This is a genomic window from Aedoeadaptatus coxii (assembly GCF_001553115.1).
In the GTDB taxonomy this organism is placed as follows: Bacteria; Bacillota; Clostridia; order Tissierellales; family Peptoniphilaceae; genus Aedoeadaptatus; species Aedoeadaptatus coxii.
The window spans coordinates 3,943-27,562 of the sequence record NZ_KQ960172.1; the positions used below are offsets into that span (position 1 = coordinate 3,943).

The 23,620-nt window shown below is 35.3% G+C and carries 15 protein-coding genes and 2 pseudogenes; all 17 read right to left on the reverse strand.

The genetic code is table 11. The features are described from left to right. Window positions 1-83: 83 nt before the first annotated feature. The 17 genes and pseudogenes from HMPREF1863_RS02810 to HMPREF1863_RS02885 all read right to left on the reverse strand — a co-directional run bounded on the left by HMPREF1863_RS02810 (window position 84) and on the right by HMPREF1863_RS02885 (window position 23,616). The gene (locus tag HMPREF1863_RS02810) at window positions 84-944 is read right to left on the reverse strand and encodes a sensor histidine kinase (RefSeq protein ID WP_068367194.1); all 861 of its coding nucleotides are present in this window, start codon (window positions 942-944) and stop codon (window positions 84-86) included. A 1-nt stretch (window position 945) separates the two neighbouring features. Next, window positions 946-1,596 (reverse strand): response regulator transcription factor, encoded by a 651-nt coding sequence (locus tag HMPREF1863_RS02815; protein ID WP_068367196.1) that lies wholly within the window; start codon window positions 1,594-1,596, stop codon window positions 946-948. A 126-nt stretch (window positions 1,597-1,722) separates the two neighbouring features. Next, window positions 1,723-1,947, reverse strand: a pseudogene (locus HMPREF1863_RS08815) (IS3 family transposase); the annotation flags it as partial. Between the two features lie 221 nt (window positions 1,948-2,168). Continuing rightward, window positions 2,169-3,122: a copper amine oxidase N-terminal domain-containing protein gene (locus tag HMPREF1863_RS02820; RefSeq protein ID WP_068367198.1), complete on the reverse strand. Its 954-nt coding sequence runs from the start codon at window positions 3,120-3,122 to the stop codon at window positions 2,169-2,171. Window positions 3,123-3,798: 676 nt separating this feature from the next. Beyond that, window positions 3,799-3,963: pseudogene (locus tag HMPREF1863_RS02825) on the reverse strand (transposase); the annotation flags it as partial. A gap of 335 nt (window positions 3,964-4,298) precedes the next feature. Then, window positions 4,299-4,502, reverse strand: a complete 204-nt coding sequence (locus tag HMPREF1863_RS02830) for a hypothetical protein (protein WP_068367200.1) — start codon at window positions 4,500-4,502, stop codon at window positions 4,299-4,301. A 1-nt stretch (window position 4,503) separates the two neighbouring features. Then, window positions 4,504-5,472 (reverse strand): ParB/RepB/Spo0J family partition protein, encoded by a 969-nt coding sequence (locus HMPREF1863_RS02835; protein ID WP_068367202.1) that lies wholly within the window; start codon window positions 5,470-5,472, stop codon window positions 4,504-4,506. Window positions 5,473-5,590: 118 nt separating this feature from the next. Beyond that, window positions 5,591-7,144 carry a CAP domain-containing protein gene (locus tag HMPREF1863_RS02840; protein WP_068367204.1) on the reverse strand — a complete coding sequence of 518 codons (1,554 nt, stop codon included), beginning with the start codon at window positions 7,142-7,144 and terminating at the stop codon, window positions 5,591-5,593. Window positions 7,145-7,565: 421 nt separating this feature from the next. Next, window positions 7,566-8,357, reverse strand: coding sequence for a copper amine oxidase N-terminal domain-containing protein (locus tag HMPREF1863_RS02845; protein WP_068367206.1), 792 nt, complete (start codon window positions 8,355-8,357; stop codon window positions 7,566-7,568). A 663-nt stretch (window positions 8,358-9,020) separates the two neighbouring features. Next, window positions 9,021-9,986, reverse strand: a complete 966-nt coding sequence (locus HMPREF1863_RS02850) for a hypothetical protein (RefSeq protein WP_068367208.1) — start codon at window positions 9,984-9,986, stop codon at window positions 9,021-9,023. Further along, a complete protein-coding gene (locus HMPREF1863_RS02855; protein WP_068367210.1) occupies window positions 9,955-18,507 on the reverse strand; it encodes an SNF2-related protein in 8,553 nt (2,850 codons plus the stop codon). The genes HMPREF1863_RS02850 and HMPREF1863_RS02855 overlap by 32 nt, the downstream gene beginning before the upstream one ends. Before the next feature lie 112 nt (window positions 18,508-18,619). Then, a complete protein-coding gene (locus HMPREF1863_RS02860) occupies window positions 18,620-19,000 on the reverse strand; it encodes a hypothetical protein (protein WP_068367215.1) in 381 nt (126 codons plus the stop codon). A 9-nt stretch (window positions 19,001-19,009) separates the two neighbouring features. Continuing rightward, the gene (locus HMPREF1863_RS02865) at window positions 19,010-19,696 is read right to left on the reverse strand and encodes a single-stranded DNA-binding protein (RefSeq protein WP_068367217.1); all 687 of its coding nucleotides are present in this window, start codon (window positions 19,694-19,696) and stop codon (window positions 19,010-19,012) included. Between the two features lie 16 nt (window positions 19,697-19,712). After that, entirely contained in the window at window positions 19,713-21,731 is a 2,019-nt protein-coding gene (locus tag HMPREF1863_RS02870; protein ID WP_068367218.1) for a type IA DNA topoisomerase, read from the reverse strand. 11 nt (window positions 21,732-21,742) lie between these two features. After that, complete coding sequence (locus HMPREF1863_RS02875; RefSeq protein ID WP_068367220.1) at window positions 21,743-22,474, reverse strand: DUF4366 domain-containing protein; 732 nt, start codon at window positions 22,472-22,474, stop codon at window positions 21,743-21,745. After that, complete coding sequence (locus HMPREF1863_RS02880; protein WP_068367222.1) at window positions 22,464-23,381, reverse strand: hypothetical protein; 918 nt, start codon at window positions 23,379-23,381, stop codon at window positions 22,464-22,466. The genes HMPREF1863_RS02875 and HMPREF1863_RS02880 overlap by 11 nt, the downstream gene beginning before the upstream one ends. Continuing rightward, a complete protein-coding gene (locus tag HMPREF1863_RS02885) occupies window positions 23,365-23,616 on the reverse strand; it encodes a hypothetical protein (RefSeq protein ID WP_068367224.1) in 252 nt (83 codons plus the stop codon). The genes HMPREF1863_RS02880 and HMPREF1863_RS02885 overlap by 17 nt, the downstream gene beginning before the upstream one ends. Between the last annotated feature and the right edge of the window lie 4 nt (window positions 23,617-23,620).

Genomic DNA, 23,620 nt, shown 5'->3' on the forward strand with positions numbered 1-23,620 from the left:
TTCTTAGATTTTCTACTTTTAATATTTCCATAACTGCCTCCTTTTTCTTGTGTCAAGGTAAGCATATGAAAGTAAAGTGACTTTTAGGTGACATTGTAAAATTTAATTTCAAATCTTGCTCCACCATCAATATTTGAAACAGAGATTTCCCCGTTGTTTTTTTCGACAATTGTCTTTGCCATAGCAAGTCCTATGCCAAAACCATTTGAGTCAGGCGTTTTATAAAAGCGTTTAAAGATTTTTTTGATATTATCTTTTGCAATTCCTCCGCCATTGTCTTCAATGATTAAGCATGTATAGATGGGGGTTTTGTATGATGAAACCAGGATTTTATCACAAGTCGGTCTATTATCAGCATTTTTTACAATATTAATGAGAGCTTCTGCCAGCCAATAAAAATCTCCATAAATACTATTTTTCTTTAAACTTTCTGCTACTTCTACATTAGTAGAGCTCCTTAAATCTAAACTATCTAAAGCATAAGCCACTAATTCATCTAAACGAATTTCTTCTTTTTTCATAAGATCTTTGTTGGCATCAAGGCTTGATAGTTTAAGAAGAATATCTGATAGAGAGTTTAATCTAATAGTTTGTCTTTTTAAAATCTCTATATCTCCATTAGCTGGAAAGTCCATCTCCAAATTTTCTATGGAAAAAAGCATAGATGTAATAGGAGTTTTAACTTGATGGGCGATATCTTCTAGGTATTCGATTTGCTTTTCGCTATTTTTTCTACTTGTCTCTTTGGCTTCTACTATTTCTATAAAAAGCTTATAAATTTCATCTTCCAAAATTGAAAAATCATCTTGCTTCATAGGGATTTTATAGTTCTGATTTTTCATATTCTCTACCAGATCTATAAGCTCATTTATTCTATTTTTCTTTCTTGATTCTAAAAAATAATAAAGAAGTCCCAGACTTATTATCCAAAATACATATAACATCTCAATTCATCCTATAACCAATTCCTCTGACAGTAGTGATAACTTCCTTATCAAGTTTTTCTCTGATTCTCTTAATAGTAGATGTGAGTGTATTATCATTTACAAACCTATCCCTATCTTCCCAAAACCTTTCTAACAGCTGGTCTCTTGTATAAACTCGGTGAGGATTTTTAGTAAATAAGACTAGGATTTCATACTCAAGTGGAGTTAGTTCTATTTGCTTACCTTTAAAATAAACTTTTGAATCATTTAAATCTATTTTGATATCCTTGTAAGTAATTATTTTGTCTTGACTTAGAGGTATTGTCCTTAAAACTGCATCAATTCTTGCCCTTAATATTGCAAGAGAAAATGGTTTAGTTAAGTAGTCGTCTGCTCCTTGATCTAGGGCAGAAACTATAAAATCTTCGTCATTTTTAACTGTTGTTACAATAACTCTTATGTCCTTATCTTTTAATCTTTCTATCAAATGTTGACCGTCTTTATCTGGTAGATTTATGTCCAATAGTGCCACGTCCATGTCTACATTCATCTTATAGGTCGCCTCGTAAAAAGATGATGCAATCTCTACCTCATAACCATTATTAACTAAATACTTTTCCATTTGTAAGGCAATCTCTTTATTATCCTCTATAATCAAAACACTCTTCATTTTAACCCTCTCATGTATCAACTTTTATATTAAAAACAGACCCTTCACGGTAGAGTAACCCCATAAAGTTGGACTTAATCGAGTAAGCATTTCGCTTGCTCGATTTTGTTTTACATAACATTTGTTCTATGCAGATTGCATCTGTTCACGGTATTGCTTTGGACTCAAGCCTCCTAACTTTTCTTTGATTCGATCGTTGTTGTAATAGTGGATGAAACGTTCGATGGAACGCACGAGTTCTTGTCGGCTTCGGTAGACGTAACCGTCGTAGATTTCTCTTTTCAGTACACTGAAGAAGTTCTCCATGGGGGCGTTGTCGTAGCAGTTGCCTTTTCTCGACATGGCTTGAGTGGTCAGTATGGATAAAATTTAATATTACTCAAAAGCCTCGTATGTGGGAATAGGTCAATTATTTTCTATTGTATAACACATAATCTTTTTTCAAAGTCTTTATTCTCTTTATAACTTTATGAAAGCATTGCATAAAAAGGGAGATTTGCAAAAACAAATCTCCCTAATAAACATTGAACTTAGAACCTTATCATTTTGATAAAAAATTAAGATTTATCTTTTTATTTATTAACCGAAAGGTTCAACCCCGCTATCTCTTTAAAAAATTTCTGACTTAAATAAGTTCGATTTTCTCTTACATAAAAATCATAACTCCGCTTCTCCCCCTCTTTAATTAAGCAATAACGTTGACCATCTGGAACCATGAGAATCTTTTGATTCTTATTTTTAATTACAATACTAGAGTCCTTTTGGTTCCAATTTATCTCATAACCTTGCCCCTCTAAGATCGATCGCAAAGGAAGGTAAACTCTTCCTTTTTCCATAAAACCTTTTGAGTTCAAAGTTTTTTCATCTAAGAATATAGATACGTTGTGTTTTGTTTCAACTAAATCACGAAGATTTTTTGTGCGTTTACTACCCGTATCTTGATCAACAATCATTAACTGACTATTTCCTAATTTATTTGGGTCAGGTATAAGGATAAATATCCAGTTATCCCCTTGAATCCCCTGAGCATTACACTTTCTTCCTAAAACCTCTTCCAACCTATCCTTAGAGAGAGACTTAAATGAATCCATTCTATTCATTTGGTCCTTGTTTTGCTCCACTTGTAGAACTTTATCTGCGATGTTAAAGGTAAAAGATTTTCCACTTCCCATTCTCTTTAAATATAGTGTATTTCCATCTAAGCTATAAGAAAAAGCTTCATCTCCTTGTGTCTTTAATTCGATATCTTTTGCTGGAATTTCAGCAACAGGTTCCAAAAAATTGCGATCTAAAATCAATAAACCACAATAGTGTTCTAGGATCAAATAATCATCCGAACCAGCGACAAGAGTTAAGGGATCTGCGCCTGGTTTACTTGATAGCATAGTATTTATAACATTATCATCCGTTTGTTGCTCTTTCTTGGTATCCTTTTTTTGATTATTTGCAGTCTTCATTCCTAAGCTAAATGGCAAAACGAATAACACTATTAATAAAAGAAATATAGTACGAGTTTTTTTCATCATATTAGAATCTCCTTTTTCTAATTGAAAATAGCATTAATAGTAGTATCCATCAATTCTTATCTTAGCATTGTGAATACCCCTATATCTGCTGGAGAAATATCCCGAATAAGATGAAGAATGCGCAGTTACCCAAGGGTCTCCACCTTTTCTCATCCTTTCTTAGATCTTTGATGGCACTGTTGAATCATAGTTTGCATAAGGCTTCCTAAAGCTAGGGTAACATCCACATGTTGTTTTGTCAAGTATTTCTGCACTGTATTAAAGTTCTCTTTTCTTTTTGATAACTTCCCCTTTTTCATATTTTCTAATCTTTGTGGTAGTAGAATTCTAATTTATTGTGTTGAAATATTTCTAATATATCTTTTAATATAAAATATGTCTTCCTTAATTTACTTAAATTTACTTGAAAAATTAAAATCTTACCTTTGTTATACTTTTATAACCTATCGTTTTTTACATCAACAGCACGCATTTAGAGGACGCTTGTTAGAGAATCGAAATGTATCTATTCAATGTTCCTCATTTCACTTTTTAGGTGGTTTCCTTAAATAATTTAAACGTACCTTTTCTCGGTAAGCTAAACCAGGGTTGTTAAATTGAGAACAGATTTAATACAAAAGGCGAAGCCTCTATTGACGAAAGATACAATATTATTGACTACATATATGTTGACTTCTATGTTGACTTCTTTCCAACCACATAACTCTCGCAAAATTGCACCTATTTCGAGTCGCTTTGACCCATAGAATTCTTTTCTTCTATATTTCGGTGCAAATACAACGTGATACTTACAATTCCATTTTGTGTGTGATAGACTATGAGTGCCATTTAGCGATGACATCTTTACCTCCTGTTGATGATAATGTTGCGTGGTTTCCAGACCTTTTTTATCATAACACGAGAGGCTGTTAGGTTCTCATCGCTAAAGCTAAACGGAACCCCCGGTCTAACCGGAGGTTTTCTAATACAACAAAAAAGGATCGAAGCGTAAAGCTCCGACCCTTTCAGACTATGCTAGTATAAAAGAAATATTTTATCGTCTGGAAAATTGACAGCCTATCACGAGAGACAATACCGAGAATGCAAGCAGAACGAATGCAATTAATAGATGACAGGCTATAGCAATTAATTTGAACAAGATTTTTCCTAAAATAGAGATCACATTGATTAACAGTTTCATTTCTCCACCTCTTCTTCTCTCGCATTGGGATTCTCGGACTGAAAGACGTTTATTAATTCCTCTATGTCTTCCTTCGTTGCATAAGATTTAGCGAAAAGAAAGGCAGTCGATCGATAGGATAAAAAACGGTTTCTTTCTTTATTTTTTTGCTTCCATTTTTTCGTTGCACGCATTTGGCTTTTAGATGTTTTCTTTTCCATTCTAAACTCCCTTGCCGTGCAATTTTTCTATTACGTCTGATAGGATTCTACGATCAATAGGATTCAAATTTTCTTTATTTAAGTCCATTGTTAGATCATAGATAGATTGAACTTTCGGATTTGCTTCTTCACCTTCTCGTTCGTTGTATCTTTCGTTGTAGTCGTGTATATTTATTGCAATATTTCTAATCTTGAATATTTGACTTTGATTTGTATTTAAATCAGTTAGCCTTATTTTTTTCTTCGATTGTGGCTCAATTTTATAACCGTTTAAAGTCGATTCATTGTGTACCATATCGAAAATAACGGTTTCTATTTCGTCTATACTTTTCCCGGAAAAACGATTGTTTTTTTTAGGATTATTTTCATCATTAATAAATAACTCGCTTACTGCGTCAGGTATAAACTCTTTGTAATTATCTATTATACTAAGAGCTTCTTTAACATTAATTTTTCCTGATAAAAAAGACTTCATATCGTCTTCTCTTAAATTGTTTTTTATTTTTGTATAGTCAGCTACTTGACGTTCTTTTAATCCTATATTTTCAGCAATAAGCTTTCTAGTAAGTCCCTTTACCGATGGGTCTAGCTTTTTTAATTCCTTAATATACTTTTCTAGAAAAACTATTTCACGGTATTTATCTTGTACAGATCGATTATTTTCATCATGGTTTGATTGCACAACGGCTATTTTAGCTTTTATGAGATCTAGGGAATTTTCAATCGGGAACAGAATACAAGGTACCATTGCGTCACCATGTATTGCTATTTTTGCTCTGCGATGTCCATCAATAATTGTATATTTGCCACTAGGATTCTCATATACTAATAAAGGTTTTTGGATTCCATATTGATCTATACTTTCTCTAAGTTTTTCATCATCCTCCGGATCCCTTTCATAAATTAGATTCTCTGGATCGATTAGAAGATCCTCGGGATCTAAAAGAATAATATTATTTGTTTCATTCATGTTAAGTTCCTTCTCCGTTTATTATTACTGTAATTATATCAGATAAATGTGCAATGACACCTATCTATGAGAGAGAACTTATAGTTATATGAGCCTCGCTTAACGCAAGGCTCTTGTTTTATTGTTCACTACTATCAGTCGGTGCTGCTTCTTCAGGAGACGCGACGATTTCGTTTGTGTTTCCGTCTTTGTTTATTTCTTCTTCGATCTTTGTTTTAACTTCTGCAACTAAAGCCTTCTCTTCCTTAGTGAAGGAAGTTTCCTTGGCTTCAGATTGTACTACGGATTCAGATTCTCCATTGATTTCATCGGTGATTTGACCTTTTACATCGTCAATCAGTTTCTTTTCTTCTTCATCCTTTCGTTCCTCAGCTATTTTTTGTTTTTCTGTTTCGTCAAAAGTATATTTTTCCTTACCTTTTAAATCTTTTCCGTATAGTTGTACAACAACGACTCGAGATACACCGCTATCTTCGTAGTTGCCTACTCCTACGCCTACGTTCCTGTCATACTCATTATGCTTCATAACCTCATTGTGTACAGGAGAATTAATAAAGTTATCCAAAGCACGTTTCATTTCTGATTCAGATAAAGTCCCACGTATATTCTGAATATTTTCACCGGCAAAGTCGTTCATTTTCTTAATTGCATCGCCATTCGTTCGAGTATGGCTAATGGTTCCGGTCGTCATTTTTTCATATACAATTTCAGCAACACGTTCTTTTGCAATTTTGACTAGTTCTTTATTGTCTTTGACTTTAGGAAGCCCGTTTTCTTTTCTGTAGTTATTCAAAAGATCGAGATGTTTTTGAGCCATAGCCTCATCATATCGAACTTTAACAGTAGCGGTTTTTCCATCTTTTAATTTGACGGTTATCTCTTCATATACGATTTCAGGCGTTTGTTCTGGGCTTTCATCTTGTTCTTTTTTATCAGAGTTCTCACCTTTTGAATTGAAGAGCTTATCAAAAGCTTCGTTGTCTTTGCTTAGATCGTCATAGATCTTTTTGTTAGATTCTTCATCTTTCAGAATGTCCAGGAGATCTAAAGTGCCTTCTTCTTTTTCCTTGGGTTCTTCAGGTCTTGTTCCAGGTTCTTCTGTTCCAGGGGTTTCTACACTGAAATCAAACAGTTTATCAAATACTTCGTTATCTTTGCTTAGATCATCATAAATCTTCTTATTCGATTCTTCATCTTTCAGAATGTCGAGAAGATTCGGGGAGTTCTTTTCTTTTTCTTTAGTTTCTTCTACAGCTTTCGAATCTTTAATTGCGTCTTCGCCTTTCGTTAAGATATTACGAACATAATAGGTTTTACCCGAGTCATATGCTTCTAATAGATTTTTTAGAGCTTGTTCATTTACTCCTTCTTTAGAGTAAATTACATTGGATAAAGAGATTTCTAAGCCATTAACTAAAGCAGTCTTCTGATTTAACTTTAAGTGAATAATTTTTCCATCCTTTTCAAGAATTAGGACGCCATCTTTAACAATTACTTTAAATCCCATTTTTTCTAAATCTGCAATTTTCAAATACTTAATTCCATTAATTTGAATCTTCTTGTCATTCGCATTGACAGGAGCATGGTTGGCATACGCTATCCCTGCTGAAGAAATCATAGTTGTAGCTAAGGTAACGGACAATACACTTTTGACTAACATTTTCTTTTTCATTTTAAACCTCCATACGAAATGTGATTGAGTTATATCTTGGTTAGATGATATCATGTGCAATTGCACATTTCAACTAAGATCTTGTAAATTCTTCAGATTATGTTTTTAATCTTAGTGTAATAAAAACGATTCAAGCTTCGTTCATAAATCTATCTCTTCAAAAGTGAATGGATAAAAGAGTCATTAATCATTTTCTTTATTACACTAAAAGGGAGTAAATTACTAAATATTTAGGTTCTATCTTGAACCTACATGAATTGGTCTATAAATTAAAATCAAACAATTCTTTGATATCCGTTACTTATGGTTTGATAAACTTTTCGAAGTTTATTTTAAATTGAGTCTGACCAGAATTATAATAAAAAAATAGTGCCGGTGTTTCCACCAACACTATTAACACTATTTAATATAGAATTTCCTCTTACTTTCCTACTCGAACTGTCATCAGAATATCATCAATATAGTCGTAAGCTTTTTCGAAGTTTTCCCTTAGTGCCTTATCTTGAATTTCCGCTGGATCTCCTCGGAAATCTGCACCGTAGTAGATGCCATCTTTATGAGCAAGGATCACAGGACCATTACACCAATCAGTCCTCGGATTTTTGACTTTTGAAAGGCGAAAGAGAAAACCATCGCCACCTATTTGTTCATTCGACTTTTCATAGAAACAAAGCTCGTCGTTTTCGAGCTTGTAATCAATATTTGCATCTTTCGGTAAAATAAAGGACATATCTATTTCCTTGATGTAGATCCGTTTCGCTCCAGGAATATCCTTTTGAGGATAGCTTCCGACGGTGACGATGCGCTCGTTTGGCATCCATTGGACTGAAAGCCCCGTCGCCTCCCCTAAGTAACGCGCCGGAATAAATGTGCGATTTTTTTCTAGATATGGCGCGACATCCATCGCCACATCTTTTCCGTTTTGACGATAAGATTTTATTCCGATCGTCATCACGACTTTTTCTTTACCTTTCGTTAAAGTTGCTTCCTTTTTATCTTGATTCCACGACACGACATAGCCTAATTCTTCAGTGACCGCACGCAAAGGAAGAAACGTTCGATTGTGACGGATAACGGGCATCACATCTTCTTCTAAGGGTTCCCGCCCATTAACGTAAACTCCAACGTAACGTCCAACAGGAGAAGGTCCCTTCGCCAAGGCTACTGAAGGGAGAAGCAATAAACATGATAACAATACTGCCATCTTTTTCATTAAAGGCCTCCTACACTCATTCATCTATGCATTCATCTATCTATACGTTAAGCTATCTATGGATCATATGCCATTATACCGAATAGCTTTATACTGACTCTCTACTTTCGATTTTGAACGTATTGTATGAGATACTCGATCATATCCATTTAATTTCGTTGCTTCATACAATACATAGTCCCCGTTGCTGTCACGCTTTTCAAATAACATAACGTGTTCTTCCGGATAATTCAGGGCATCTCCTGGTTGCAGACTGCTATACGAAATCCGTCTTGCCACATTTTCAATTGTAGTTGTGCCTCTTTTGGATGTTAGGCCCCAACATCTACTTACATATCCTGAGCAATCTAAACCAAAGGTATTTCCAACTTTGCCAGACCTTGTATTAATATTTCCTGCTCTACCACCATTATTTAACCCTCGCAACAGAATTACACACTACTCCAACAATACAGATTAAAAATCACCCCCTATTAAAATTCTTAATGCTAAAGTACTAAAAGGTTTTCCTCTTGTTTAATTATACAACCTTTTACCATGCCCCGCAATGTCTTTTTCCTGCCAATGCTATAGGAAATCTCTAGAAATAGACCCTTTCATCTACTTTCTGTCATATTAATGACTTACCAATTCACAAATCGTTCTTTATCTAGACAGCTCTTTTTATATCTTTTGATTTTCAATTTTCTTTAATGCTATTTTCTTTGCCTGCTCATAGCTAAGTTTTGTCTTGTCTACTTTACTTAGCTTTTCCAAAAACAAAGGCTGATAAACGTTAGCTTGCCCAATGAAGCTTTCCATCTCAATAATATTTTTAAAATCAGGCATTCTAGACTTTTTTCCTTGTAGGATCTCCTTATATAGCTTCTTCATATAGAGAATAACTTTATAGTCTCTATCGATATTTTCAAAATGGAAAATTTCTTCTAAATTAATTGATTTAGGAATTTTAAAGTACGTCAAACTATTAATCGTATCTAGATAAAAGTCTCTAAACTCTTTCTCCATCTTTTCTTTTTCTTCTTTCAGAGTATAGAACTCTCCGTCAAGATAATCTGAAAGAAGACCATATTTAATTTTCAAGTTTATTGACCTATCCCAATATAATGTGCCTATCTTTTGAGCTTGAAAATAAATTTGAATTATATTAGATCTACTTTCAGTTTCTCCAAGTAATTGCTGAATCTTTGTTTCATAGACCAACTCTAGGGGCGTTACTAGCTCTAATATCATTTTTTCGCTTATACCTAGAACTATTCCTTCTTCATTTTTAAAGACTATTATAATTCTCGTTAGTTTCCCCATGAGATTTATTTCATAGGCATCGATGATATCTTTTTGTTCTAATTCTGTCTCAAAAGCTTTTAGATCTATCTTTTGACCTATTACATCATTCACCCTAGAAATAAAGTCATTTATTGCTTCATATCTTATGGCATTAATTTCTTCTTCAAAATTGACAATCTCATCGCTAAAAAGTGAATAGCTTGACTCCGTGAAGGCTGAATATAGATCGTTTAAAATCGTTTCATCTTCTATAAATAGAAAATATTGAAAAAAAGCCTTTAAATAGGACTCGGTATCTTCACCTATCTCTCTAGCGATCATCTCTATCTTCGAATCTGTCATGCTTGGTCACCTCTTTATTTGTTTTCTCAGAAAGTTCAAGCTTCCCTGTTTCTTTAAGTTTGTGGATGTGTTGAGAAAGATCTAGTGAAGTGATATTAAGTTTTATAAAGTCTTCTAATGACTGTTCTCTTCTTATATCTATGATCTCACCATTTAACTTTGTAATTAGCTCGGGTTGATCGAGTAAATTACAAGATATATCTATTTTCCGTTGACCATCAATCTTTTTGGTCATGAGATGTACATCTCCTAGGTCGGTAAAATCAATATCTGAATAACCCTGAGAGGCAATACAAAAATCTGATAATTTCTCTTTAGCTTCTTCCAGAGACTGATCGAATGAAATATCTCCATCATTGAATTTCAGATTAATTTCCGTAAGCCTATTCATTTTCTCTACATATTCCTCCTCATTTATAAATGGTTTTAACACTTCTTCTTTTGCAGTCTCTAAGTTTCTTTGTTGTTCTTTTAATCGTTCGTCGGTACTCATGACAAGTTCTTCGAAATATTCCGGAGACGTCATATTTTTTATTCTAGTAATATTCCAGTGCCCCGCCTTCGAAGCGAGTTCTTTATAGTTACGTTCCTCTCCTGCGATATTTAAAATATATTGCTTGTCGATAGAACTGTAATCTATGAAGATTTTAAATCCTTCATACTCTGCAAATGGTGTTGTTTTCTTAATACTTCCCTGATAAGACTCTATAAAGGCTTTTGCAGCCTCTTTTTCATCTTTATATACAATTCCATTAATTTTAATTTCAAAAGGCTTATTCTCGCTTCTACGAGCTCTTTCTAAATCCTTATTTATAACATTCATGTTATTTTCAAGTTTTTTCATGGTTCCAGGATATACATTTGCTATTTGATTTTTAAGTTGATTTATATTCTGCAAATAACCAGCTTTTTCAATGCTCAATCGATTAACATCATTTTCTAGTTCCATCTTTTCTTTAATCAAAGGATTGTTAGCACATAAAGCTTTTATCTCCGCATAGTTCAAAGTGATTTCATCTACATCTTCAATAGATCGAAGAGCCGATTCTTCTGTCATTAATTGACTGATAAATCGTTGCTTGTTCTCTAGAATTTGATACATATAGGCGTCGAAAGTACCTTCGGTAATATAGGTATATTCGTATACCTCTTTATTTTCATTTCCTTGTCTTACCATACGACCAAGCCGTTGTTCTCTATCTGCCGGTCTCCACGGGCAATCTAAATGGTGTAAGGCGATAGCCCTGTCTTGCATATTCGTACCGGTTCCCATTTTTTGAGTAGTACCGATGATGACTCTAACATCGCCTGAACGAACCTTCGCAAATAGCTTTTCTTTTTCTGCAGGAGTATTGGCATCATGTATAAAGGCAATTTCTTGGCTTTTGAGACCTTTTTTAATAAGTTTTTCCTTAAGATCATGATGAACATTAAATTCATCTTTATTCGGAACAGATAAATCAGAAAATACAATTTGTGTGGATTTACTATCCATAGTTTGATTATAGATTTCTACAATCTTATCGACGCAAGCATTCACTTTACTGTTGTCTTCATCTGGCAGCATCGGGTCAAATACCCTTTGATCAAGTGCCAGTTTACGCCCGTCGTTCGTGATCTTTAGCATATTGTCAATTCTAGGATCAATCCCGGATTTTACCTTGTCAGCTCTGGAAGAGAGATCTTCGATAATCTCTTTTTGTAATTCGCTAGGCTTTACCTTTACTACTTCAGACTTTAGATCAGGAACCGGCAAATCTAAGCTTTCAGGCATCTTTATATCTGCAAAATTTAAAAATTGTTTTTTTAGTTCTGGCATATTATTGAATCGATTAAATTTTGTTTTCATCTTATAGCTTGTACCATCGACCGATAGTTCAAGCACATTTTTAATCTCTCCAAAGGTGGAAGCCCAAGCGTCAAAATCCAATAATCCGGTTCGGACAAGATCTTCATTGTTCAAATACTTTTGCATAACAAAAAGTTCGCACATAGAATTTGAAACAGGTGTCCCGGTTAAAAAAAGAAGACCTTTACGACCGGTCTTCTCATCTAAATATTTAGTTTTCATATAGAGGTCATATGCCTTTTGAGACGCACTATTGCTAATTCCACTTACTCCTGTTAAACTCGTGGGAATTTGTAAATTCTTGAATTCGTGAGCTTCGTCCACAACTAGCTTGTCAATTCCCATTTCCTCAAAGTTGACAATATCATCACGGCGTTTTTCTTTCATTAACGCCTTTATTTTCGACTCTAGTTTTTTCTTCTTTTGCTGTAATTGCTTGACAGAAAACCCTTGTGTGTATTTATTGCAAGAATTTAATTTTAGATCGAGTTCTTCCAATTGTTCTTGTAGGAATCTTTTTTCATATTCTTGCGACACGGGAATCATACCGAACTGACTATGTCCTACAATAACGGCATCATAATTTCCACTGGCGATTTTCGCCATTAATTTATGCCTATTCTTTTTTTCAAAATCCTTTTTTGTCGCCACAAGGACTTTTGCGTCTGGATATAATTTCAAGAAGTCTCTACCCCACTGCTCCGTTAAGTGATTGGGTACGGCGATCATAGCCTTAGATGATAGACCTAAGCGTTTCGATTCCATTATGGCTGCAATTGCAGAAAAAGTCTTACCTGCTCCAACTGTATGAGCTGCCAACGTATTCCCATTGAATATTGATTTGGCTACTACGTCTTTTTGATGTGGGCGCAAGCTAATAAGCGGGTTCATGCCACTAAACGGAAGATTCTCTCCTGTATACTTTCGAATAACTATATTGTTAAATCGCTCATTATAAATCTTCTCTAATTGACTTGCCCTTTCCGGATCACTGAAAAGCCAATTTGCAAATTCTTGTTTCATGTATTCCTGCTTTTGTTGTACCAAAATGGTTTCTTTTTTGTTTAGTACTTTTTGTTCCTTGCCATCGACATAGATTGTATCTTCAATTTTTAATCGTTCATTCTGGTTAAGTGTTTTCTCCAGAATATGCCACGAATTCATGCGACGGGTACCAAATTTAGTCGTACTATAAACGCTCCAGTCATTCCCTTTATCAGGTACATACCACTTTGACGTAGCTTCGGAAAATTCAATCCGCTTTCTTCCACCTAACACTTCTTTACAGAAATCAGAAATATACCTTTCAGGAATCCATGTAGAGCCTAGCCTAAAGCTTATGTCTTTTGCCTTAATGGCTTCAGGTATTGCTGATTCAAGTGCTTCTATCATCGATTTTCTTTCCTCTACTGTAAAAGAGTCGATATTTGCTTGGAACGTTTCTATTTTTTTGCGAATATCACCGGATAAAAAATCTTCACGATATACTAATTCTCCTGTACCTCTCTCGCTTTTAAAAGCCAGCTTTTTCTCTAAAAGATCGTTTTTAATTTCTGCGGAATCTCTTCCCATAATTTCAGACATAAAATTCAGATCAATTCTACCTTTGTGATTGAGAGAAAGAATGACAGCATCTACCAGATCTTCTGTATGCTCAGGAACTTCTACTCCCTTAATAACACGTTCTCTGAAGACATCAGCCTTCTGTTCAAACTTACCGTCATTATCTAATTCTTCTAATGCTAGAAGAATGGCAATGGAGTCGTCTCCTCTGAAAGCTTTAATCTTCGAAGGTTCATTAATGCGACCGTGCTTTTCGACAAATTCATCATATACACTATTGAGCTTTTCCATTTCCTCATCGATCGCTTTACTATCGAAATTATTATATTCCAGGTAATAAAGTTCTTTAACTGTATCACGTAGCTCGATCATACCGCTAAGCAGCTCGACATCTTGTGAGATCTCTTCGACGACGTTTTCATTCTTGTAGTATATTTTATCTCCTACTTTACAGTAGGTGTAATCCTCTACATCAGACAAATCAGGCAGTTCCGCTGTAATTTGATTTTCTTCTTTTTTAGGTTCGATCGACCGTTCATTCGGCTCTTTGTATATACCTTTAGGTAGATTTTTAATGGCTTCTTCAAAGAGTACTGAAAAATCTTTATCGCCCAGCTGACAAGCAGCAACCTTCCCGAAAGGACCAGTTCGCTCTACCATAGTTCCAATGATCATTTCAGGGTGTTCTATAAAATACTGATTCAGGGATATTCCGTTTTCATCTCTCCCCAGCTCATTCCAGGTGCGATCACTGTTTTCTCCCTTTTGGAAAAATAAAATATCGGAAGTGACAGACGTTCCTGTCTGCTTAAAAGCTTCTTCTGGTAATCTTATAGCCCCTACCAGTTTTGCTCGATCTGCCATGTAGTTTAAGAACTCACTATTTGTCTTATCCATTGTTCCTTTTGATGTTATAAAAGCAACAATGCCACCATCGTGAACTTTATCCAGAGACTTCGCAAAAAAGTAATCATGAATTAAAAAATTCTGCTTACTATAAGCTTCATCATATAGCTTGTAATTTCCGAAGGGAACATTACCTATTGCTATATCATAGTAGTCATCTTGTAGTTTCACATCTTCAAATCCCGAAACTTCAATAGTAGCTTCCGGATAAAGCTGTTTTGCTATGCGACCGCTTAGCGTATCTTGCTCTACTGCATGAAACGATGACGGCTCCAAACTCTTTGGTAAATTGCCTATAAAGTTTCCTATTCCGGCACTCGGTTCTAAAACATTTCCGCCTTTAAATCCCATGTTCTCTAAAGCACTGTAGATTCCATCGATAATCCCATTCGACGTATAAAACGATGTTAACGTGGACTCTTTAGCGGATTCATATTCCTCTTCCGATAAATATTGTTTAATTATTTCTCTTGAACGCTCCCATTGTCCACCTTTTGTTTCATTAAAAACGTCTGCAAGACCGCCCCAACCGACATAGTTTCCTAAAATTTTTCGCTCGTCACTTGTAGCATATCGACTTTCGTTCTCACAACGTTTGAGGACTTCTAACGCTTTAATATTATTTTCCAGTCGGACAGAAGGCGGATCAAAATCCTTAACTAAATCGAAGCTTTGTTTCTCATCTTTTACAGAAACATTTTGTACTTCACGTACATTGAGTTCATATTTTTCAGCACTGGCTTCAGTAAACTCATCTAGGATATTTCCTGTATAGCTTCGATCGGTTAAATCTACGAGGGCAGCTTCAATATCAGCATAACTTTCATAATCAAAATCGTTATTATTAATCCAATAACCATTATACAAAAAAACCGATTTTAGTTTTTGTTCATTTAAGTCTAGGAGAAGATCTGCCTCATATCCCAAACGACCATTTACACTATCTTTAATAAGGCTCGGCTCTTTCAATACACCTTTCGGTATTTGTTTTCGATTGAGTAAATAGAAGTTCCCTTCAATTCCCTCAATTTTTTCAAAATTCTCTTTCTCTAGCGTGGAAACGACTTGCTGCTTAATCGGCTCTTCTTTAATTCTGAGTAATTGATCTTCGAGATATGCAAACTCTTGTGCATTAGCTTCTTCTCCATCTCCAATATCAATTCGACGATGCTCGATTCTTTCGCCATCGACATAATGGTCAAAATAAAACTTGAAATAGCCCATATAATCGTCTGTCATTTCATTATTTGCGTCGATTCCAACGTTTCTGTTGTGATTGAATACCAACTGATCTTTTTCTTTGATATCGTTGATTAGTTCCTGTGTTACTAATTGGCCCGAATAATCAGGAATTAGAGGATCATTTTCATTAAATTCAACAATCCAATAGTTATTGCTCTTGTCTTCTGAGTCTTTTTCTAGGTTCGTTTCTTGCTTATCGAGGTATAGACCTTGAAGAATTAAGTCATCAACATACTTAGCCGCATTTGACCAGGTAAGAAAAACTTCAGAACAGTTTTCCTTTTCTAATTTAACTCCTCTTGAATCATGTTCTTCTTGACTGCTACTGGAACCCGGAAAGACCGGCATACGACCACCCGTGCCGTACTCATCTCTTAAAAATTCTGCCTTTTCCGTTAAACCGTGATCTTCCGTGAAAAAACGATAAATTCGTTCTTTTCCTCCTGACATTCCACTTCCGCTATGAAAGAAGTCATATATTTCATCTTCTGTAATAAATGACTTCACTCCTTTGTTTTCTGTTAGGTTTGTCTTGTATGCACGACGTTTTAATTCGAGTTCACTTAATTTTTGATAAAGATCATCTACCTTATGAAAGTTAAATCGCAGAAGATCTTTGTCATCTTTATATGCTTCTAAGAAGTCGCTATATTCCTCTTTGATGCCTTGGAGAGAAACGGGATTTGATAGCAATGCCGCAATATCCTTGGTATCTTCTGAGAAGCCTCTTCGTTCGTTCTTTAGTGTTTTGAAATAGCTTCCTGTGCTTTCCGCATTTAGATCGTGTATTAAATACCATAGCGATTCTGCAATTTTCTCCCTCTCGAAAGTGAGTGCATTTTCTAATTCTTCCTTCGTAGCGAAATCGCCGGTTTGGAGGAGTTCGTCAGTTCTTTTCGCTACTTCTTCCCACGAAATCGTTGTATAGCTTTCCTTAGCAGATGTACCATGTGCTATTTGAAGACCTTCGTCTGTATAATATGCTGCGATTTGATTGTCATCGATATAAAAACCGTTGCCACCTTTAAATGACTGCTTTAAAAAATCGCCTAATTCTTCTATGCTTTTGTCTTTTGAAAACTCTGCAACAATAGCAAGTCTTCCTCCATCAACATTCCCACCATGAACTAATATAGTATCTATAACTTCCTGAGTGATAGGTGTGGGAGGAAAGTTAAATTTCAATTGTTGACTTAAAGCATTGGATTCGGGTAATGACTGTTCTACTTGATCTTTTGCCTTATTTTTGTTTACATCGAGTGCTAATTGACTAATCTCTCTAACTCTTTCCTCAGTTGATAAAACTTGAAGATTAAGTTTTTCCGCTTCGATGTAACTGTTAAAATCTATTTTTGTGAGTAAAGTCTTTAAATTATCTATCTCTCCATTAGATAATTCTTCCCTTTTGAGTAATGGAGATAGTTCGTTTAAAACTTTTAGATTTTGAGTAAAAGAGATATTCCCATCTAAGATCATCGCTTGCAAGCAAACCTCGCCTATAATCTTATCCACTATTCCTGGAGAATAATGGCTGCTTAATGTCGCATTATAAAAATCGATCGTTCGATCAGCGTTTATATGAGCTAGGTACAAAAAATCATTTGTTTCTCTATCGTTTATATTTTGATCTGAAACCACGTATCCATTCCCCAGACTGAAATAGCCTAGTTCATAGTCTTCGTTTTCATTTTCCCTGTTTCGTTCCTCTTCTCTTTCATCGAGTTGCCCAATACTCTGTACTGTGGAATCTCGATAATCGGCATCATATCGATCAATAACACCGTCGTTATCCATATCCATATCCAAGGCAGTTTTATTGTTTTGCTCATTTAAAAAAGAAGCCATATCTTGCTGAATGACTTCTTTTTGTGTTGCTTCCTCAGGTGGAAACATGACGAATCTATTGGATATTTCTTGTGTTATATCTTCTATGCGTAAATTAGAGTGTGCAGAATTATTTCTTCTAATTCCGTCTCGATTTGTAGAACCCCTTGTAGATAGGCTTGATAGTCGCTCTTCTGAAGATTGGAATCGATTTTCCGTTCCTCCATCATCTTCGAGCGGGATTCCTTGATTTTCTCCGCTTCCTCCTCTATATTCGCCAGATAGTTCATCAGTTGTCCGGTTACTTCGAGTTCGCTCAACAGTTCCATATCCGAAAGCTTCTCGCTCTCTCTGAGATACTTCCACCTCATGTGTCCGTATTTCCTGATCGGTCTTTGTTCGCTCTTGATCTTTGTCTCCGGAATCCAATATCCGTTGATCTTTTGATACTGTTTGTTGTTCATAACTTTGACTGTCATTTTGAGCCTCTCTTTCTATATAATCCTTAAATTCGTAGCGTAGTTGATTAATACTTTCTTTTGTTTGTTCATTTGCAAGTCTAACAACGACTAAAAACTCACTAAATGACAAGCTTTTTAAATTAGTAAAATCTATTTCTCTTAACTGTTCTTGAGGTACACCCATGCGATAGAGTGTTTGATACAGAACAGTATGAAATAATACGTCTTTTTGGTTATCTGACAATTCATCAATCATATTTCGTGATGTTATGGATTCTTTTATTTCATCGCTAAGAGCCTGATACCAATTGGTACCATATTTTTCATTAAACGCCTCTCTGTTTATTTGCCATACAAAAACCTGGTCATTGTAGTTTACTTTGGTTCCTGTATCAGAAATGTCGAAAAGATAATTCATTTTTTGCGTGGTTTCGTCTGGTACTGCTATCCCGGCACTCCCACGTTTAACATATCGTCCTACTCGTGTCCAAAAGTCATACGGAGCGCAAGCTTTTGCATCAGGTCTTTGGCTGTATATAGCAACCTGTCTCATAAAATCATATTTATAGTTATAGGCAGCAGATTGCATAAACCCTTTCCATTGTTCAGCTTCAAGCAACCCCCCAATCGTATTATAAATATTATCGTAAATTTCATCATGTTTATTAGCGTTCATCTTCTACCTCCACATTACTATTCCATGGAATATATGTCAATACTAAATAAAAAAAGAGGTAACAAAAAATTTTGCTACCCCTTTCTTTCTTAGTCTTTTATAGATCTAGAGCTTAAAACGGTGTTTCCATTTTATCTATAATCATATAATTGTCATCTTCATCTACAATGTTGTATTTACTTTTTAAAATTTCGATCGAGCGAACATAAATAGACGGCTCAGTTATAGTGGTCAATCCAAAATTAATAGAACGAATATTGAGCTTGCCCATGAGAATAACGTCTTGACCGTCTTCGAGATTTCCTAGCGTCGTCATTAAATTATTGTCTGTTTCAGCAGACGAAATATAGCGACAGGGTACTAACATTTTTTCTTTCTGATTTTCTACTTCTAATTGAAAATTCATCGAATCAAAGGTTCTGCCATCTTTGCCCGTAAATTGTTCAACAGCTTCCTTTGAAACTACTTTTCCTGAAAACATGCAATGATTCATAATATCCTCCTAGATTTCTCTTTCATCTTGATTTTTCATTTTCTTATCTTCCCGATCGACTTCCTTATTTTTTTGTCTATCTTCTTTAGCTTTTAGCATCTTAAAACTATAAAGATGAACGGACGTCCGATCTTTTCCTTCTTTATTTTTATAGTGCTTTTCCACACCTTGAACATGGACAAAATCTCCTTGTTTCAAGTCGGCGACCTTTAACGCATTCTTTCCATAAGCACTGATCGATCGAGAGGCTTTTTCTCCATTTTCATCTTTATAAACAATAAAGAAGTTAGCTACTTGAATTTTTTCACCTTCACGAGTCGTTATATCGGTAAGGCTTACATCTTGTGTCAGATTACCTCTTAAAGAAACAATGTCTTGCCTCTTTACACCTTCAAGAAGATCACAATCATTTAAATTGATTGAGACAGCCTTCTCTCCGGACTTTTTAGAGTATTCTTGCTCTGTTCCATACACTCGTATTAGATCTCCTTTTTTGAGATCCATGACTTTATCTATATTATGTTTATAGGCACTTACAGGGCGGTATTCTCTTTCTCCACCCTCATTTTCAAATACGATTGAAAAATTGGCAACGGAAAAGGGCTTACCTTCTTTAGATATTGCAGCTTCAATCTTGATATCTTCTGCAATATATCCTTCTTGTACAATTCTTTTTTTGTCTTTATTTTGAGTCATTGTTCTCTCTCCTAAACTATTTCTTGTTTTCAAAATCAAAAATCACTTCATGATCTGAATTCAATTTTAATTTTGCATTAAACTTATTGCCTTTCTTGGAAACAAAGCCTTTTATAAGTTTTGTCTCTCCATTTTCCAGAAGTTCTGCAACTTCTGATTCATTAATGGATTTTCTACACATTTCCATGAAAATATGAAAATTACATTCCTTATTCGTACAAAAATAAACCTTCTTCGTCTTAATTATTGCATTACCACAAATAGGACAAGATCCAATTTGATTGCTGCGAATTAAACTTGAATCAGGTTCAAAATCTGAACAATGGTCTGTAATTTCCTTAATAATCTTCTTTAAAAAATTCTCAGCTTGATAGTCGCCTGTGGAAATTAAAGATAGTAAATTTTCCCACTGAGCTGTTGTCTTAGGATCTTTAATTCGACTATCAACTACGGTGATGAGTCTTTGTGCCTTCTCTGTAGACCTGAGATTCTTTTTATCTCTCACTAGATATTCGGACTGGATCAACTTTTCAATAATAGAAGCCCTTGTAGCAGCAGTGCCTAAGCCTTTTCGCTCTATCTCTAAACTCGTATCTAGATCTTCAGTTCCCGCCGTTTCCATAGCTCCTAAAAGTGTTGACTCATTATAGGGTTTTGGCGGACTTTTCGTTTTTTCAACGATAGAGATATTTTCAATTGACAGAAGCTCATTTTCTTCAATTCTGAAAATTGGACTGTTCTCAAGGCTGATTTCTCTGTATAACTTCTCGACCGACTTAAAGCCTTCTTCTTCAATAATTTTGCCAACTGCTTGAAGTTTAACTTCAGGACGCTCTTTAAAGATAGCCTCTGCTTTTTGTTGCCTGATGATGTGATCTCCCGAAACCGATTCTAATAGCCTATAGTAAATGAGTTCATAAATTTTAATTTCTGAACTTGGCACATTATGAAGATCTTCATCTAAAGATTCTAGTGTCGGCAACAGTGCATGGTGATCAGAAACTTTACTATCATCAAACAATCGATCGTGATTGCTCTTTTTGTCGTTCATTTCGTATAACGGACAATGATGAATTAGTTCTTCCGTTGTACTTTTCATACCTTCAGTGAGATAACGTGAATCCGTTCTTGGATAGGTTATAAGCTTCTTTTCGTATAGACTCTGTGCATAATCTAAAGTCTGCTGGGCTGTGAAACCATACACTTGATTGGCTGTTTTTTGTAAACTCGTTAAATCGTAAAGACGAGGAGCGGAAGTTTTCTTTTGATCTTCAACATAGCTAGTAATTATAATATGTCTTCCCAGATCACCGGGAACATCTTCTTTCTTTTCCCATTGATTAATAGATCTAAAGAGGATCTTTTGATTGTCCTTGATCGCCTGTACTTCTAGTTCATAGTATTTGGATTTCACAAAGTTTTTAATAGCATTATCTCGTTCAACTACCATGGCGACCGTAGGTGTTTGTACTCTACCAATTGTTAGTTTTTCAGAATAACCTACAGTGTATAGGCGTGTATAATTCATTCCTACCAACCAATCGGCTTTTGCTCTTGCCAGTGCCGATTGATAAAGCGAGTCGAACTCACTTCCATCTCTTAACTTATCTAAACCCTCTCTTATGGCTTTATCTTCAAGTGAAGATACCCATAGCCTTTTTATGGGCTTAGAGCAGTTTGTCTTAGCATAAACAAGTCTGAAAATAAGCTCGCCTTCTCGACCGGCATCTGCTGCACAGATGATTTCACTTACTTCTTTTTGATTCATGAGTGCTTTTACTACTTTAAACTGATTCTGTGTAGATTGCACTACATTGAATTTCCATTGAACCGGGATCATGGGCAAAACTTTCAAATCCCAGTTTGCCCATGAATCGGTATAATCTTCCGGTACTGCCAATGACACTAAATGCCCGACACACCAAGTAACAATATAGTTTCCACACTCAAAATAGCCATTACGGCTATGACTATTGCCAATCACTTTTGCAATTGTTTTTGCGACAGAGGGTTTTTCTGCAACAATTAATTTCACAAGCTCCCTCCTTATTCTTCGTCGTCATCGTCAAATTCGTCTTCTGCTTCTATAAACTCGTCTTCCATGTCCTCCGCAAGTACATCGCCTTCATCTTCTAGGCCTTCTTCATTTGCTTCTTTCTTTTTCTTTAAATACTTTAAGACTAAAGCTACTGCAACTCCGCCTAGAATAATGGGTAACATTAGCATTCGCTGAATTTGTTTTTTCTTCTCTTTTTCAAGCCTCTTTTCTTCCTGGAGCTTTTCTCTATTTTCTTCTCGAAGCTTCCTACTTTCTTTCTGGAACTCTTCTCTTTCTTTTTCTCTCTCACGAGTTTCTTCCGTCAAGTTCTTGGTCATACTTGCGAGTTCTTGTTCGTCTGTCGTACCCAGTAAAACCACGTCTTCACTGTATTCGTCGTAATTTACTAATAACTTTAAAGTCGTACCATTCGCCGTCGTAAAGGGAATTAAATCAAATTTATTTCCTCTGGAGTTAAAGTCGTTCCCTTTCTGATCGACGTTCATAATAATGCGACCTCTCGACTCATGAATATCATTTTTCTTCGAAGGATCAAAGGGTACAATCTTTTTATTCTGTTCCTGAGTATCTTGATACTGAGGCGTATCTGAGCTAACGATTGTTTCTTCTTTTACGTCAGTGCCATAGTCATTTATATTTGATTTTCCTGTAGCAAAGGCTTGTGAAGAAATGCTTAAAAAACACAAAGCCATCGCCACTATTTTTAGCTTATTCTTCATCTTGATCCTCTCTTTCGTCTTCATCATCTTCATCAAAGAGGCTCTGATCGATTTCATATAACTCTGTATCACCATTTTCGTCATAATCTACATCATAGTCCTCATAAAATTCGTCATCATCGTCGTCATCATCAAATCCATCATCATCAAACTCTTCGTGTTGTTTCTTTTGATCTTTAAAGCGTTTAGCTACTATTACACCAACAAGAACTAAAATGACAAGAAAAATCGTCCCACCATTACCTTTTTTCTCTGGTAGTTCTTCTTTTTTCTGCTTCTCATCTTCAAGACGTTGACGCTCAAGTTCTTCTTGCCGACGTTTTTCTTCCTCTTCCCGCTCTCTTTCTTCTTGATCTAAATCTTCACCACTCATTACTTTCAAACGATCTTCAGAAAGCTCGCTAAACAGTTCAGAATCAATTATTTCGCCTGTGTCGGGATTTCTCGTAGTTACGAGATAATATAATTTCCCATTTGTAGCTCGAAATTTTATAAACTGTTGCGTATCAGGTTTTTTCTCTTCAGGTTTAGCAACCGGCGGTTTAGCTTCTTTTTCTGGCGTCGTTTCCGCCTCAGGCTTAACCTGTTGAGGCTGTTCTACTTGAGCTGTTGGAGGAGCAGGCGTAGAAACAGGTGTCGTTGATTTTTTCGGGGATTGTGGTGCCACCTTTTTTTGAGTAGACGCTTGTTTTTTTGCCGGTGCGGGCTTCACTGTCGTTTGCTCATTAGCCCTTGGTTGTTGTTTTTTTGTTTCCGGTCTCAATTTATTCTCTATATAACGGTTTTGTGACGGATTATTATATAGCTTTAATTTATCAGCTATATCCGAATTACTTGCATAAATCGGCTTTGTTAGCAGTATCATACTTAAACAAAGAATAAGTCCTTTTTTAATTTGCGATCTCATCTTCGCCTCCTTCTTCGTTTATCTCATATGCTTCATCAGAAGATTCCATCATATTTAATAAAGGAACTAAATCTTTTAGATCTAGTTCCTTTTCAACAAACAATTCTTCAACTTCCTTGCCGAGATTGGCATAGTATTCATCATTTAATTTTTCTAACTCTTCTTGCATATCAGCAATCTTTGATTCGAGTTTTTGAATCTTCGTTTTCTTTTTTAACACTCTTTCAATTGTCATTTTG